Source organism: Dehalobacter sp. DCA (assembly GCF_000305775.1).
Lineage (GTDB): Bacteria > Bacillota > Desulfitobacteriia > Desulfitobacteriales > Syntrophobotulaceae > Dehalobacter > Dehalobacter alkaniphilus.
The window spans coordinates 2909509-2926152 of sequence record NC_018866.1; the positions used below are offsets into that span (position 1 = coordinate 2909509).

General features: G+C 46.2%; 14 protein-coding genes. 6 read left to right on the forward strand and 8 right to left on the reverse strand.

From position 1 onward, the window contains the following. Nucleotides 1-95: 95 nt before the first annotated feature. Complete coding sequence (locus DHBDCA_RS13885; RefSeq protein WP_343217393.1) at nt 96-1304, reverse strand: Na/Pi cotransporter family protein; 1209 nt, start codon at nt 1302-1304, stop codon at nt 96-98. A gap of 193 nt (nt 1305-1497) precedes the next feature. Between DHBDCA_RS13885 and DHBDCA_RS13890 the strand changes: the two genes are divergently transcribed. Beyond that, nucleotides 1498-3267 (forward strand): IS1634 family transposase, encoded by a 1770-nt coding sequence (locus DHBDCA_RS13890; RefSeq protein WP_015042137.1) that lies wholly within the window; start codon nt 1498-1500, stop codon nt 3265-3267. A 9-nt stretch (nt 3268-3276) separates the two neighbouring features. Here DHBDCA_RS13890 and DHBDCA_RS13895 read toward each other — a convergent pair whose 3' ends face one another. From DHBDCA_RS13895 to DHBDCA_RS13925, 7 genes are all read right to left on the reverse strand, one after another. Next, on the reverse strand, nt 3277-3756 hold the full coding sequence (locus DHBDCA_RS13895) for a Na/Pi symporter (protein ID WP_015044866.1): 480 nt from the start codon (nt 3754-3756) through the stop codon (nt 3277-3279). 5 nt (nt 3757-3761) lie between these two features. Beyond that, entirely contained in the window at nt 3762-4727 is a 966-nt protein-coding gene (gene whiA, locus DHBDCA_RS13900; protein ID WP_015044867.1) for a DNA-binding protein WhiA, read from the reverse strand. A 56-nt stretch (nt 4728-4783) separates the two neighbouring features. Continuing rightward, nucleotides 4784-6148: a gluconeogenesis factor YvcK family protein gene (locus DHBDCA_RS13905; protein WP_015044868.1), complete on the reverse strand. Its 1365-nt coding sequence runs from the start codon at nt 6146-6148 to the stop codon at nt 4784-4786. Nucleotides 6149-6163: 15 nt separating this feature from the next. Beyond that, nucleotides 6164-7033, reverse strand: a complete 870-nt coding sequence (gene rapZ, locus DHBDCA_RS13910; protein ID WP_015044869.1) for an RNase adapter RapZ — start codon at nt 7031-7033, stop codon at nt 6164-6166. 35 nt (nt 7034-7068) lie between these two features. Further along, entirely contained in the window at nt 7069-8250 is a 1182-nt protein-coding gene (locus DHBDCA_RS13915) for an ABC transporter substrate-binding protein (protein WP_015044870.1), read from the reverse strand. Between the two features lie 240 nt (nt 8251-8490). Continuing rightward, nucleotides 8491-10365: a B12-binding domain-containing radical SAM protein gene (locus DHBDCA_RS13920; RefSeq protein ID WP_015044871.1), complete on the reverse strand. Its 1875-nt coding sequence runs from the start codon at nt 10363-10365 to the stop codon at nt 8491-8493. Between the two features lie 58 nt (nt 10366-10423). Continuing rightward, nucleotides 10424-11221 (reverse strand): Cof-type HAD-IIB family hydrolase, encoded by a 798-nt coding sequence (locus DHBDCA_RS13925; RefSeq protein WP_015044872.1) that lies wholly within the window; start codon nt 11219-11221, stop codon nt 10424-10426. A gap of 284 nt (nt 11222-11505) precedes the next feature. Here DHBDCA_RS13925 and DHBDCA_RS13930 point away from each other — a divergent pair, with 284 nt between their 5' ends. The 5 genes from DHBDCA_RS13930 to DHBDCA_RS13950 all read left to right on the forward strand — a co-directional run bounded on the left by DHBDCA_RS13930 (nt 11506) and on the right by DHBDCA_RS13950 (nt 16625). Next, a complete protein-coding gene (locus DHBDCA_RS13930) occupies nt 11506-12627 on the forward strand; it encodes a sensor histidine kinase (RefSeq protein ID WP_034378521.1) in 1122 nt (373 codons plus the stop codon). Then, on the forward strand, nt 12617-13249 hold the full coding sequence (locus DHBDCA_RS13935; protein ID WP_015044875.1) for a response regulator transcription factor: 633 nt from the start codon (nt 12617-12619) through the stop codon (nt 13247-13249). The genes DHBDCA_RS13930 and DHBDCA_RS13935 overlap by 11 nt, the downstream gene beginning before the upstream one ends. A 157-nt stretch (nt 13250-13406) precedes the next feature. After that, nucleotides 13407-14345, forward strand: a complete 939-nt coding sequence (locus DHBDCA_RS13940) for an ABC transporter ATP-binding protein (RefSeq protein ID WP_015044876.1) — start codon at nt 13407-13409, stop codon at nt 14343-14345. Nucleotides 14346-14354: 9 nt separating this feature from the next. Further along, nucleotides 14355-15479 carry an ABC transporter permease gene (locus DHBDCA_RS13945; RefSeq protein ID WP_015044877.1) on the forward strand — a complete coding sequence of 375 codons (1125 nt, stop codon included), beginning with the start codon at nt 14355-14357 and terminating at the stop codon, nt 15477-15479. Beyond that, entirely contained in the window at nt 15480-16625 is a 1146-nt protein-coding gene (locus DHBDCA_RS13950) for an ABC transporter permease (RefSeq protein ID WP_015044878.1), read from the forward strand. Nucleotides 16626-16644: the final 19 nt, after the last annotated feature.

The following is a 16644-nucleotide window of genomic DNA, read 5'->3' on the forward strand; positions in this document are numbered from 1 at the left end:
CCCTCCGGTTCCTATTACTGTTTTAGAGCTACAATATAGCACAAACCAAAGATTTTCAACAGTGTTTTCTCATGATTTGTGAAATTAATTTACATCTAATCCTGCAATATCTTGGCGATCCGGACAATATGCTCCCCAATTTTATACAGCCAGCTGTTCAATTCCTGCATACCTTGATCATCTTTGGAGATCCGGCAAGTCAGGCTGTTCTGAACTTGATTATAGATTTCGATAATATCCTGATGGGCTTTGATGATCAGCAAAGCAAGAGCCTGATCCCCTCTTTCCAAATAGCGCAGCAGGGTTAAAAAATTGCTCGATACAGCGATGTATAATTCTCCGGCCTTTTCCTGATCAGTCTCTTCAACCATTATCTGGGCAGCATGAATCCTGGCCCCCAGCCTGGCCATCACAATCAGGCTGTCGGCAATATATTCAAGTTCCTTAATGATCAACTGGTAGCTGTGGCTCTCGACAATTTGTTCCCGGGTCATATTCCGACGGAATAATTCCGTAAAGAATTTCGACAGTTCCTGATAGTGCCAGTCTACTTCCCGCTCCGTCCGTTCCAGCTCCTGAAGTATTTTTGTATCCCCGTAAAAGATGATACGCGGCAGTATTTGAACCATATTCTCAAGGATCTTATTCGCCACCCAGCGGATTTCCTGTCTTGCCTGGGTCAAAGCAACAGCCGGCAGTTCAGGAGCTGCTTTGGTAATATAAATAAGCCTTGGTTTTTTGCCTTCGTCCCTTCGCTGCGGGATCAGCTTAATCAGCCATTTGCTTAAGATTTTGTTTAAAGGCAGAAATAAAATCACCATTAAGACTGCCGAAAAAAGATGCGTATTCGCTACCTGCCGGGGCAGGTCCGCAGCACTCCATTCGATAAACCGGGTAAAGTACGAAAAAAACGGCAGTAAGATTACCGCTGCAGCAAGACGATAAAGCGTGTTGGCTGCGGCTACCCTGACCGCATCGGCCCGTTCAGCGCTGAGAGAGGAAAACAAAGTCGTCAGCGTCCCCCCGATGTGAGCCCCCATGACCAGCGGGATGACCGATTCCACAGACAGCAGTCCGTGTGTGGAGAGGGAAATCAGAATTGCCAGAAACGCAGCACTGCTCTGCAGTAATGCTGTCACAACCATACTTATGGCTATACCGAGAATCGGGTTTGTCCCGAACTGGGAGAGGAACGCATCGACATCAGGCGAGCTTTTCAACGGTGAAAATGCTCCAGAAAGCAAAGACATGCCAACAAAAATACAGCCAAAACCGATCAGCGCTTGTCCGATACTTTTGGCCAGCGTGGTTCCTGACTTTAGGACTTATAAGACGAAAAACTGCTAGCACTCAGCCCTGAAAACCGTTTAGATAGCGGAGTTCAGGGCTGATTTTTATGTAGAAAATATATTATATTTTGTCCTATTATGTCCTTTTATATTAGTTGCGATTATGGTATAATAGTTTTAGATATTTTTATCCAGAGGAGCCTTCTGTATGTACGTTGCCATAACAGGCTCGGGCAAGGCCCGGGTCATACAGTTTAGAGAAGATACCCGTATTCCGGGAACAACGAAGAAAAAGACGCATGTCGTGAAGACGATTGGTAACTATGAACGAATGCTCGCTGAGGATCCGGACATTATTGCCAAGCTTAAGGCTGAAGCAGCTGAACTGACAAGGGCAAAGAAGGAAACGAACGCTCCTCTCGCTTTAAGCGTTACCGTTATGGACATCACATCACCTCAGGATGTTGTTCCTTCCTTCAGGTTCGGTCATGCGCTAATCAAACAGCTTTGGAGCACTATGGGGTTAGACGCCTTTTTTCTTGCTAATTGCGGAAAGCGCAATGCTACAGCTGTTGGACAAGCTCTATTCTACCTTGTCGCCCATCGCTGCGCAGATCCTTGCAGTATCCATGCGAGTGCATTGGAACAGAATTCCTATGCGGGTATCCTTTCTCTTGGGATCGATGTCCTTTACGATGTTCTTGATGTACTCTCCCAGCAGAAAGAGGCCATCATAAGCCACCTTGCTGACTTCTTTGAAAAGAAAACCAGCCGCAGTGGTCCTGAAGCATACTATGACGTCACAACGTACGCTTTTGAGAGCACCCGCTGGGGCGAATTACGAATGTTTGGCTTCTCGAAGGATCACAAAAATAACGAAGTTCAGGTGGTCATGGGGCTGCTTTTGGACAACAACGGCATACCCATAACGTATGAACTTTTTCCAGGCAACACGATGGATCAGTGTACTCTGACCCGATCGGTAGAGAAGCTTAAGAGTCTGTACAGGCTGGAAAAGATCACGGTGGTTGCCGACAGAGGACTCAACAGCGGCAGCAATCTTGAGTACCTCTGCAAGGGTGGGCACGACTTCGTCATCAGCTATACTTTAAAGCGTTCTCCTGACTCCTTTAAGGAACTTGTATGGAACGACGAAGGATGGCAAGATAGTGTGGACCTTGCCACAGGGGAGATAACCTCTCGTTCCAAGATCGTAGAGCAAATACTGGAGGTCAAGGTTCCCATAGATCAGGATGAGGAAAGTGCTGAAAAGAAAAAAAGAGGAAGGCCCAGGAAGTACACTATTGAAAAAATTCCCGTAAAGATACACTTAACCTGGTCGGCCAAACGGGCTAACAAAGACAGATCCGACAGGGAACGCGTACTAGAGAAGCTCAAGAAACGCCTTGACAAACCCTATCAGCTTAAGGCTGCAGTAAAACGGGGTTGCAATCAGTTTTTGCAGATGGAGCTTGACACAGAAGATTGGAAGCTGGATGAAGCAAAAATTGAGCAAGCCGCCCGCTATGATGGGTATTATGCGGTCATTACCAACAACCTGAACTTGAGCACAGATGAGGTTTCCAAGATATACGGAGGACTATGGAAGATCGAAGAGAGTTTTAGAATACTTAAGACTGACCTTAGAGCACGACCGGTTTTCGTATGGAATGACGAACATATTAAGGGGCACTTTGCCATGTGTTTCATCGCGTTATGCATACTCCGTTATGCACAGTACTTACTCGAACAATCAATGGGCAAGAGCGTTTCGGCCGCGCAAATCATGGAAGCAATACAGGACCCCCTTGCATTAGTTCAGGGAGAATACCCAAATAATATCGTTACCCCAACCCAAGTTTCCCAGACTTATCTCGATCTCGCATCGATACTCAAACTGACTCCTCTAAAGACAAACATGACACTGACCAAGTTCCGTTCATGCACAAAATTGGATCTAACAATAAACCTAAAATAATAGGACAATTTAAAATCGCTGAATCTCTTGCGCATCAAGTGATTCAGCGATTTTTCGTCTTTTATCTTCTAAAGTCAGGAGCGCTTGTCCGATACTTTTGGCCAGCGTGGTTCTGACAAGAGAAAACATAATAAATCCGATGAAAAGCAGCAAAAGTGCAAAATCCAGGATTGGGAAAGAGATTAATTGAATGACGATCGAGGTCCCGACCGCTGACCCCAGAACAACACCAAGCGCCTGGGTCAGCGTCATCAGGCCTGAATTGACAAATTCGACGATCATGACCGTTGTCGCGGTACTGCTTTGCAGCGCGACTGTCATCACAATTCCGAATAGGGTCGCCGCCCAAGGCTTTCTAGTTAAAGAGGCCAGGATGTTTTTCAACTTTTTCGCGGCAATTTTCTGCAGCCCTTCCGAAGTAACATTAACCCCGTACAGGAACAGTCCCAGTCCGCCTAGAAATTGCATTACCATCGTGATCGAAAACATTTGCTTTAACTCTTTCCTTTGCCAGGCTGTGGTTTGTTCTTATCCGTCTGGATCTTTTCGGCAATCTCTTCAATCTTGCGCAGTCTGTGATTGACGCCGGATTTACCGACTTTCGGGGTCAGAATTTCACCCAGTTCTTTCAAGGTATAATCTGGAAATTCCAGACGCAGGCAAGCAATCTCCTGCAGATTTTCCGGCAGGGCTTTGAGTCCGATGGTCCTTTCAATCAGCCGAATGTTTTCTAACTGACGTACTGCGGCGTCCACCGTCTTATTCAGATTGGCAGTCTCACAATTAACGATCCGGTTAACTTGGTTGCGCATTTCTTTGATGATCCGGATATTTTCAAACTCAAATAACGCCTGGTGGGCACCAATCAGCGCCAGAAACTCGACGATATGTTCGCTCTCCTTTAAATAAACCACATGGAAATTCTTACGGGTACTGACCTTCGCCTTTAGATCGAATTTGTTCAAAAGTTTGCTCAGGTCTCCTGCCAGAACCGGATCATTCGTGATAATCTCCATATGATAATTCCCCTCAGGGTTGCTGATCGAGCCTCCGGCCAGAAATGCCCCGCGGAGGTAAGCCTTCTGGTCACATTTTTTGGCAATAAGTTTCTTATCAATTCCGGCCTGGATTTCTCCCTCTTCATTAAACAATCCGAGTCTTTGCAGATCACTCATCTCTCTGGGGTAAATCTTCACCAGGTAAGAATTGTTTTTCTTCAGTCTTAATTTCCGCCTGACCACAATATCGGCTGGCAGATGCAGCGATTCTTTGGCCAGGTTATATATTTTTCGCGCCACAGGAGCGCTTTCAGTGATCACGTTCAGGGAATATTTCTGATTCGCGCTGATCTGCAGTGTTCCATCCATGCGGATAAGCGAAGCCAGCTCAGCCAGCTCACAACAATCCTTCTGCAGTTCCAGTCTGGCTAGTTCCTCTTTGGTTATGGCACTAAACGACATACCATCAACTCCGGCCCTTCAAAATAATATCCTTTTTCGTCAACAGCGGCTTATATTTATATCGACTTAATTTTTCGATTCAGCAGATACGAATCAACCATGGCGACTCTCTCATTCACGGGCTTCAGACGGAATAACAGACGCAGAATTTCTTTAGCCAGCTTATCCGGATTATGCCGGACAACTTCCCCGCCGGTGTAAAAACTGCCTTCAAAGTAACGAACACCCAGTTTTTCGGCCTCAGCGGCATCACCGTCCACAACCTCAGCGCCTTCTGCCTGATAGCGTTCCCTGACTTGCTGAGATATATTTTCTCTGGCAGCCAGCACCGCATCAACCAGATCCTTCCCAGCATGCTCGATAATTACCTTTAAATGGTCGGCGACCGCATAATGGTCAGTCTCTCCAGGTTCCGTCATAATGTTGCAGACATAAATGCACGGAGCCTTGGCCGAAGCAATCTTGTCGCGAAGCCCTTTCACCAATAGATTCGGAATGATACTGGTATAAAGACTCCCCGGCCCAAGAACAATCAGGTCGGCATCTTCAATCGCTGCTAAAGCTCCGGGCAAGGGCCGACAGTCCTGGGGCATAATATTAAGAACTTTGATCTTTCCAGGCGTCGTCCGGATGGCTGTCTCGCCGTTAATGAATCTACCGTCTTCAAAATAAGCATTCAGGGTGATTTGAGAAAGCGTTGACGGATATACTTCCCCGCGCAAGGCGAATACTTTGCCAATTTGCTCGATGCCTTTCTGAAAATCGCCGAATCTTCCGGCCAGACCTGCAAGAAACAAATTTCCGAGGCTGTGCCCGGCCAACGTCCCGGTATCAAAGCGATAGGAAAAAAGTTCTTCCATGATATCTTCTTTTTCGGCCAGAGCAACCAGACAGTTACGGATATCCCCGGGCGGCAGAATCCCAAGCTCTCGACGCAGACGCCCCGAGCTTCCGCCATCATCCCCAACGGTAACGATAGCCGTCAGATTGCTGGTATATTCTTTTAGCCCTTTCAGCAACGCCGACAGCCCGGTACCTCCACCGATAACAACAATTTTAGGTCCTCGCTTCAATTGACGGCGGGAATAAATCACATCGAGAATTCTATCTTCATTTTCCGGAATCAGCACGGAAATGATAGAGCTGATCATTTTTTTAAACGCGATAAAAACGATAGCCATCCCTGCCAGGCAGGTAACGACCCCCGCCGGACCCACCATTACGGTATCTTTGCCGGCCAGCTGATAGATGATCTCCCGAAACTGCACTTCAATAAATCCGAGGGTTTCCCCGGAGCTGATGACCGAAAGTCCGCCGGCGACAAGAAATAAACCGAGGATTGCCAACAGAAAATATCTTTTTACACCTAAATTTGGATAGAACCATTTGCACATTTCCAAATATTTTTTCGGAAGTTCCATCTCGTCAAACCATTCCTATCCTTTGATATCTCTGTGGTTTATAACACAGGAGTAATTGTTCATCTGCAGGAACTCCGCTGTTTTCTCAACAATTGCCACGGAACGGTGCTGCCCCCCTGTACATCCTATGCCAATGACCAGGTGGCTTTTACCTTCTTTGAGATATAACGGCAGAATAAATTCCAGCATATGAAAAAACCTGCCGATAAAATCAGCCGTGGTAGGATTCAGCAAAACATAATCCCTGACCTCTTTATCTTTGCCGTTCAGCGGTTTAAGTTCCTTTAAATAATACGGATTAGGCAGAAAACGGACATCGATGATTGTATCGGCATCCAGCGGTATCCCAAATTTAAACCCGAAAGAAACAACCGATACGGACATCCTGGCCGGATCGTATTCCTTTCCAAACAGATTCCTGATTTTTTCCTTCATCTGTACGGTTGTCAGGTCTGAACTGTCAATGATCTTGCTTGCATTCCCACGTAAATCGGCAAGATATTGCCGCTCTTTGTGAATGCCTTCCAGCACATTTCCCTTCGGAGATACGGGATGCCTTCTTCTTGATTCTTTATAACGGTTGACCAGAACATCGTCCGAAGCCTCTAGGAATAAAATTTCGTATTGATATCCCGCCTCCTGCAGATCCGCGAGCGCCTGGTTTAAAGAAGAAAAGAAATCTCCGCCGCGTAAGTCACAGACAATGGCAGCTTTGTCTATTTTTCCTTGGGATTGGGCACACAAGTCAACGAACTTTTCAATAAGGCTCGGCGGAAGATTGTCAACGCAAAAAAATCCAAGGTCTTCCATACTTTGCAGGGCTTGCGTTTTCCCAGCCCCGGACAAACCGGTAATAATCACCAGTTTCAATGCTTCTCTTTTCATAGCCTTTTCCCCCACCTGAATTGTTCCTTTCCTGATTATTTCGTTTGCTTGCCAATATCCGACGCATCCTGCTGAATACGAGCGAGTTCACTTTCCATATTGGCCCCTCCTGCAATATTCTGCCAGCTGGAATTTAGGAGGTCCAAATACGTCCAGTCGTTCACTGAACCCTCCAAATACCAGGCAGACTGCAAAGACAAAGCAACCTCTGACTGAAAACGCTTCGCCGCCGATTCGTAATACGCACTGTTAACAGGCAGCCTGCCGCCGGCTTGAAACATCGCCTCTTCCGCCGCCGGCTTCAGCAGTTCTTCTTCAACCAGCCGAATGGCGCTTTCCATGGCAGGAATGGTCTTTATGGATGAATTAGCGATTCCGATCGTATGATCCAGCAAAACCTGTCCCTTGGCTCCCAGTAAAGAATAGAAGGACAGACAGTCCCAGTTTCCGCCTATGTTCGTCAGTTTGGTACTGTCACTGGCCCAGGTCAGCAGGTAACCGGTCTCACCCCCGGCAAACCGGGCTAAGGCCGCGCTGTCCAAAAGCACTTGGTTTTGCTGACGAAGCGCTGCAAAATTGTTGATAAAAGCCCGATTCTTCTGCGAATTCAGGGCTGGAATACCGTTAGTGCTTAACGTTCCTCCCTCAGCCCTCCACCACGGACTGAGCAGCGACGCATTCAGACCCGGAACTGCGATGACGGAATGTTTCTCCCAGATTTCCGCCAGACTTGCCGGGGGCACCGGTACTTTATCTTTGCGGTAGTAGAGCAGTGGTACATCCGTAAGCCAGGGTGCTGCAAATGCTTGTTTATTATACGTAAAAACCGCTCTCGCCGCCGGATAGGCTGAGTCGATATCCGCCAGGACAGGTGAGACCGCTCCTTTTTTATAGAGCGCATCGAGGATCTGTCTTCTAGCAATCACAATTTCCGGCCCCTCTGCTCCGGCTTGGTAGTTCCAGACCTGCTGGACAATATCTGCCTCAGCAATTCTTTCACCTTTAACCGATACTTCGGGATATTCCTTATTGATTCTGGCAAACTGCGCAAGTAAAGCCTGTTCTTCTTTGCCGTCCAACGAATACCAGACAGAAATTACCGCAGGGGCGTCTCCGCCGGGTTTCCCCGGAGAGGGTCCCTTGGAACAAGCTGTTAAAGCCGTTAAGCTCAATATAATTATCATAATACACGGAAGTGCTTTCAGCCTTTTTTCCATTCAGAGCGATTTCCTCTCCTCATACCTGATACAATCTCACTAAAATAAAAAACCATTATGCTAGGGCAAGTCTGAGGGCCACAACACCGCTTCTCGGCTGTTGCGCCATCCATTACGGAGACTAACCCGAGCAAATATTCGTTTCTTTTCTTCTTATTCTAATCCGTCCGCTGGAAAGTTACAAATACTACTTTCTGAGACTGTTTTTGTCAATTGGTTTTCTATATGCTTTTAGGAGCTTCAACTTTCAACTTTAAAATACTGGGTCGGCTTTCGACCGTAGTAGAACAAATACCAGCCGCCTTTTCCCGGGGAATGTTCTGTAGTCCCTGTTGGAATATCCCGCTCAAAATATTCGATAGCCGTAGCTCTGATCCACTGCCTTTTGTCCATGCCCTCAGACGCAGGAATCCGGTTCTGCCAAATCGGGTCCTTCCTTATCTCTTCTTTCCAACTTTTATCCTGGACAGTCTCTTCTGCTCTCTGTAGAAAATCAGGGATTTGCCCGGGACGTTCAGCGACAAAATAATCAAAACGCAGTGCTTCGCGCCAAAGTTTCCGATTCAGTGAGGTCCGGCCGTCCGGCTGTTCCATCAGAAATTCCCAGATATTCTCGAAGAGTGACCTGGAACTCCATTCTCTTTGGAACCAGCCCTTGCCGTGCCAGTATCTGGCCAGAGCATCAAAAAAATCAAACGGACTCTGCCGATCAGCAAGAACAACTTCGAGTGAAAACTTAAACCTTCCAGAATTATAGTACCTTTCCAGAATTTCTTCTATTCGGACCAGGTCCAAAACCTGTTCGTGGCTCAACTCCCGTGTTTTCAGGACCGTATAGGGCGGATCCGGGCAGTATTTCAGCCCGTATCGGGTACATTGCCTGCGGATTCCCGAACCCTTCAATACCTTGAGAAAACCTAGCTGCAAATGGTTCGGTCTGAGATTAAAAACTTCATCAAATGACTTGCGGAATTCTGCCCACCCCTCATGGGGTAAGCCTGCAATAAGATCCAAATGAACCGGTATCCCGCAGTCGTGCTGCAAATAACGAGCCTTATCTTTCCAGTCCGCAAAATTTTGGGATCGGCGGATCGATTTTAAAGCAGGTGGATGGGTGGACTGGACTCCGATCTCTAATTGAATCATTCCTGTCGGATAGTTCTGCAAGTACTGCAGCCAGTCCTGATCCAGCAAATCTCCGGCTATCTCGCAATGAGCCCGTGGAATGTCCCCAGACAATCCATATGGGCCCTCCGGTCCTGTTTTTTCGTACTCCCGTTCAGCTTCCTCTTTAAATAGGTCAAGAACTTGAAACCCGTGCGTTTTGGATGCGTTGAATGTTCTGTCCACAAATTTAATCGTCCTTGCCCCGTTCGCAAAAAGCTGCCGCAAAATGGGACGAAGACGCTCCGGTTGCAGAAACCGGACACCCTTGAAAGTGGACGAAATACAAAATTCACAGTTATACGGACAGCCCCTGCTTGTCTCGACATAAACCAGCTTTCCGCGAAGATCCTCTTGCCCCGCGTAGGGGTTTGGAAGAAGATTCAGATCCACGGTATCCGGTACCGCTGCATTCGTCACTACCATGCCACATTCATCGGCGTTGGTCATTCCCTGGAAACCATCCGAGTCGGTCATGCTGTCCAGGCCCTGGGGACCGCCGGCCTCTCTCCGCTGTCGCCAGACAACACCGGCAACATCCCGGGGAAGATTGCCTTCGGACCAACCTTCGAGCAGCACAGGCAGAACCCGTTCAGCTTCCCCGGCAACGACCGCATCGAGCTGGGGGACTTCATTTATAAGACGATCACAGTCAAAAGATACTTCCGGCCCCCCGGCCAGGATGAAGGCATCGGGCAAGACAGGCCTCAGCCTGCGTACCAGGGCCTTAACGGAGACAATGTTCCAGATATAGCAGGAGAAACCAAGGACATCCGGTTTCTCTTCAAATATTTCTCCGGCAATTTTGTCCAGATGCTCATTAATCGAAAATTCGCGAATACAGATTTCCCATACGGTGTTTCCCTGTGTCTTCAAGACTTCACGCAGACAGCGAATGGCTAGATTTGTATGTACATACCGGGTATTTATGCCAACGAGCAGGATCTTCACATTAAAACTCCTTACCTGAATTCTTAGGCTGATTCTTTTTTCTGATTTATGATGGACCTTACAGAACAAATTTCTCGAAAACTTTGGCTACTCCGTCTTCTTTATTTGAAGCTGTAATATAATCCGCAATTTCTTTAAGTTCCTGAAGGGCATTGCCCATAGCCACACCGATGCCGGCAAACATCAGCATTTCCCGGTCATTGAAATTATCCCCGATCGCGATAATTTCTTCCGGCAAGATGCCGAAATTCGCGGCTAACGCCCGAAGCGCGCTGCCTTTGTTGACCTCTTTATCGATCATATCCAGAAAAATTGGCTTGGAACGCGTAAAATGAAGCCTGTCGGCATAGATCTGCCGCAGATCTGCCGTAGCAGCCTGGAGATAATCCTCCCCGGAAATGCACAATATTTTTTCAGCACCTTCCGGCTCAGTGTGCAAAATTTGCAGCACATCCGTTTCCTGGACCTTTATTCCGGTCATTTCCTCATAGGCTTTGGAATATTGATTCCATTTATTTGTAAAGACTTCATCTTTGATAAACACCTGTGTATAGACTTCTTTCGACTGGAGATGCTGAATAATCTCCATAGCTAATCCTGACGGAATCACTTTATGGCAGATGATTTCCCTGCTCAGGGAGTGCTCGATCAAGGCTCCGTTGCATGTAATAATCGGAACATCCAGACCCAGCTGGCTGGCGTATTTTCTGGCAGATACAGCCATCCTTCCTGTAGCAAGCGTAACCATTACGCCTTTGGCCACTGCGCGGCGGATGGCCTTGATGTTCCCTTCAGAAATTTGCCACGCATCGTTAAGCAGTGTTTCATCCAAATCTATGGCAACAAGTCGGATCAATCTATTTCACTCCTTTGGCAGATTACACGAATAAATCGATACTATTATACCATAGAACTTCAGGGCCGTAGCCTTTTCGATTTTTGGGCAAGGTAGTCAGACGTATAATATACCAGAATTAGGGTTGACATGGTCCCGGTAGAAAAACTATAGTAGGATTATATAGAAAACTTGGCTTACGCCAAGCCTTTTGGCACAGGCGTAAGCCTTAGTTGCCCATAGATATATCAGAAAGCACCTAAGGTTTTTCTGATATACTGAAATAGGATGAACGAGGTAATCTGATGACCAGCTGGCTTTTGGGCACGAAATTAGTGATTATTCTATATAGTATTTTTTGCTATGTACTGACTGGGATGACCAATTTACCCCTGGTGCTGTTACTTCTACTTATCTATATCATTGTGAGTATGTTTCATATTATTTCCTCCAAGGAATCCGTAAAAAAAACATGGATGGTTTTGATATGTGTTTTTCTGATTCTCTCTGCTTTCTATGCCTCTAATCTCTTTGTTTTTCTTTTGCCGTTAAACTTATTGGAATTGTTTCACCAGTTCGGGAAAAATCCATTATATGCCCTGATCTCTACAGCTCTTCCTCTTTTCTTGCTTGCGGGGAGTATTATCCCGGAATATCTGCTGATCAGTCTTTTGAGCGCCATGATTTATGAACTGTCCCTAAAATCTTCGATGCGCATTGCCCGCCTGGCCGCGGACAACGATTTCTTAAGAGAAAAGAACCATTCTCTTTACGGCCGTTTGCACTCCGGTACCGAATATGAAAACCAGGTCAGGTATTTAAGCCAGCTGGAAGAAAGAAATACGCTTGCGCAAAATATTCACGATAAAATTGGGCATGTCCTTGCCGGAAGCCTGATCCAGCTTGAAGCCGCCCGCGTGGTGATTGACCGGGACCAGAATAGATCAAAGGAGATTATTTTCAATGTTATCCATGTCTTGAAAGAAGGCATGGAGGATATCCGTTCCACACTCAGAACTATCAAACCAGCTCCTGAGCAGCTTGGCATTAATCGTTTGAAAGCGATTCTGGATGAGCATTCATTTAACAGCCAAATGAAAACACATTTGAACTACCGGGGTGATCTGAACTGCATTACCCATTCACAATGGAGAATCATCCTGGAAAATGTCCGGGAAGCACTGACAAATACATTGAAATATTCATCCGCCGGAGAAGTGAAAATAAACCTTGAGATAATGAATAAACTTATTAAAGTCGAAATAAAAGATAATGGAGTCGGTGCCATATCGATTAAGAAGGGATTGGGGCTGGAAGGGATGGAGGAAAGAACGGAAAGCTGCGGGGGCAAACTAATTCTGGACAGTTCAGACGGTTTTTCCGTCATTACCTTACTGCCTGTGAAAGGAGCAGAAAATGCCGATTAAAGTACTTATCGCCGATGACGACATCCTGATTCGGGAAGGGCTTAAAATCATACTTCAAAACGACGAACGTTTTGAAGTAACCGCCTGTGTGGAAAATGGCCTGCAGGCCATCCAATACTGTGAATCCCAGAAAGTCGATATCGTGCTGCTTGATGTCAGGATGCCTGTCATGGACGGCCTGCAGGCTTCCAGAGAAATATCTGAGAAAACGACCGTCAAGCCACTGATCCTGACCACATTTGACGACGATGATTTTATTCTGACGGCTGTAAAAAACGGTTCAAGAGGGTATTTGCTGAAGAACAGTTCCCCTGACCGGATCATGGACGCGATAAAAATGGTATATGAGGGCGGCATTGTGATGCAGGACAGTGTGATGAAAAAAATTCGGGAGGAACTGGTCACGAATCCCAAAGTCAAAATTGCTGAAGATCTTTTCTCTGATAGAGAAATGGATATCATCAAACTTATCTCCAAAGGCCTTGCTAATCGCGAAATAGCAAAGGAGCTCTATGTCTCGGAAGGTACGGTAAAAAATCATATCACTTCCATCCTGAATAAAACGGAGCTTGAGCACAGAACCCAAATTGCGATTTATTACCTGACCGGTTCCAGATCATAAAAACATTACATAACCAAAAGAATGTTACAATCATCATAAACAAATGACTTTTGTCATACGAATTGGTGACCTTTTCTACTAACGAAAGGTTCCTTTTTTTAGTAGTATCTATGATGAATCATAGTGATGGATAGGAAAATGAAAGGGGCGGTTCATTATGAGCATCCTGGTAATGGAAAATGTTACGAAAAAATTCGGTGATGTCATTGCTGTGGATAACATGAATATCAGCATTGCACAGGGAGAAATATTTGGACTTTTGGGACCGAACGGCGCAGGTAAAAGCACCGCTATTAACATGATTATTGGCTTATTATCCATCGATAAAGGGACGATCTCTATTCTGAATAAAGATACGAAAAGAAACAAAGCCTTTTCGAAGAAAAACACAGGCATAGTTCCCCAGGATATTGCCATTTATGAAGATCTGACCACGCTGGAAAATGTCAAATTTTTTGCGGGCCTTTACGATCTGCGAGGGGATGAGCTGAATAAGGCAGCGGCTGAGGCGCTTGAATTTACCGGATTAAGCGATAAGGCAAACAGTTATCCAAAAAGCTTTTCCGGGGGCATGAAAAGACGGCTGAATATCGCCTGTGCGATTACCCATAAACCGAAATTGATTATCATGGATGAGCCTACCGTAGGTATCGATCCACAATCCCGGAATCATATCCTGCAATCTGTTAAGAAATTAAATCAGATGGGCTGTACGATCATTTATACCAGCCATTACATGGAAGAAGTCGAAGAAATCTGTTCCCGAATCGCGATCATGGATCACGGCAAAGTGATTGCCCTGGGCAGCAAAGAAGAGTTGAAAGCGCTGTTAACCGACTCCAATATTGTCTGGATTACCGTTAACGACTCGATCACGAAAGCTGTCGAAGACAAGATCAGGGAAATACCCGGGGTTCTTCAGATGGACATTGAAGAAAATACGCTAAAAATTAGCACTGCCAAAGAAGTCCACAACCTTGATAAAATTATCTGTTACTTTACCGAAAACAAGTTCTCAATCAAAAGTGTTGAGAGCAGAACACCGGACCTGGAAACTGTATTTCTGTCGCTGACCGGCCGCAGTCTAAGGGATTAGGTGGCTGCCATGAGAATTATTCATATTATTTTAAAGGAATTCAAACAGAACATTCGGGATTTCAAAGCGAATATTATGATGGTCCTTTTCCCGATTGTCTTGATTGTCATCCTGGGTACGGCCTTTTCCGGTGTATTTTCCAATGATATTGTATTGGACGATATACGTGTCCTTTATTCTGTTCAAGGAGATCCGGCACTTACCGAAAGTTTTCATTCCTTTCAGGAGGAGCTGCAGAAACAGCTGGGAATTACTTTTACCGAAACGACAAACCCAGAGGAAGGTCTAAGCAGTATTAGAAATGACCGGTATTCCTGTTTTATTTTGCTGACGAGCGCCCCCCCGGAAATTCACGTCTACAAAAATGCGCGTTTTAACTTTGAGGCCAATCTCGTTGAATCATCCGTTAAAGTGTTTGCCGCCAGATATGATGCCGTTAAGCTGATTGCCCAAACAAATCCTTCTGCATTAGCGGGCATTATGGCTAGTCCTGAAGAAGATTATGTTCAGTCCGAATCCATAGACAAAAAAAGAGAACCCGGTTCACTGGATTACTACGCGGTAACCATGCTGACACTTTTTTTACTGTACGCTTCGCTGACCGGATTCTGGTCTGTTAAAAATGAACAGAATTTTAAAACCGGCAACCGGATACTTAGCAGTCCTGTCACCAAAATCGAACTGCTCACAGGCAAAACCCTCGGCGGCCTCCTGGTAACCATCGTGCAGGCAGCGGTCGTTCTTCTGTTTAGCTCGCTTTTCTTTAAAGTGTACTGGGGATCAGACCTGCTATCGGTCCTGCTGATCATTTTCTCTGAAGCTGTTCTGGCAATCAGTCTGGGTACGGGAATTGCTTACCTGATTCGCAATGACGGTACAGGTGCCGCTTGTCTAAATGTTCTGATCCCAATTATTGCTTTCCTCGGCGGCGGGTATGTCCCGTTATCCTCGCTGAATGGTCCACTCACTGCCATCACTGCGCTATCTCCGCTTAAGTGGACAAATGAGGCAATTTTCAGATTGATCTATGATCAGGACTATACGATCATGCTTCCTGCTATTCTGATCAATCTGGCTGTCGCCGCGACATTTCTAATGGTCTCAGCATTCCTATCCAGAAAGGAGGCGGTCTGAATGAAAAACATTCTATTTTTAGTCCGGAACACCTTAAAGGTCACCTTTAGAAAAAAGGGGAATTATATTGTCTATCTGCTTCTTCCGCTGCTCGGTATTGTCTTTGCACTGGCGATCTACAGCGGGGCCAAGTCAGAACCCGTCCAAATCGGGCTGATTGACAAAGACCAAACTGCCCTTTCCGCCTACCTTGTCCAGGAAACTGCTAAAGCGGGAAACTATACGCTTACTCCCCTCCAAGAAACAGAAATAAAAAACAACCTTCTGGATCAAACCCTGGAGGCAGCTATCATCATCCCCGGTGGATATGAAAAAAGTATTGTTGCCGGCTCTCCGGCAGCAATCAAAATCATCTCGTTAAAGGGACAGGATACAACGGCCTGGCTGGAGCAGTTTTTTAATCTGCAGACCCGGAATCTGAAAGATCTGGCTGCCGCTGCCGGCGGGGACGAGACAGCTTTCCGGGGACTGTTTCAGGAATACAGCAGCCATCCGCTCCAGGTATCTGCTGTCGAACTGCAGGACGAAAGTGTCAGCAAGGATATTACCCTGACAAGCTTCGGCTTCCTGCTGATGTTTGTAATGCTCGGAGCAGGCTTGACATCTCATGCTATCCTGAATGAAAAAAAAACCAGGACCTATCACAGAATTTGTGCGAGTCCCGTATCGCCAAAGGAATATCTCAGTGCAAATGCGCTAAGCAGCCTGATCATCGTTACCGTTCAAACACTCTTTATCATCGTGGCTTTACAATATCTGTTCCGTATTGAAACCTATGTGCCTGCAATCCTTCTGTTCTTTATCCTTCTGCTGTTCGGCCTTGTTTCAATCGGGATCGGACTTATTACAACAGCGTTTTCCAGTTCGTCCTACATGGCAGGCACGCTTTCTACGCTTATCCTGACGCCGACCTGCATGCTGGGAGGATGTTTCTGGCCGGTTAGCCTGATGCCCGAAACCATGCAGAAAATCGCCCACTTTATGCCGCAATGGTGGGCTTTGGATGCGATTCAAAAAATGCAGTCCGGCAGCAGTCTGTCGGAAATCCTGATGAATATTGCTATCTTGATTGCTTTTGCCGTGGCTTTCTTCCTAATTGCAGTGTACCGGTTCGCCAGGGAAAACAATATCCAGAAATTCGTGTAATTCATTTGTTTGTACTGAA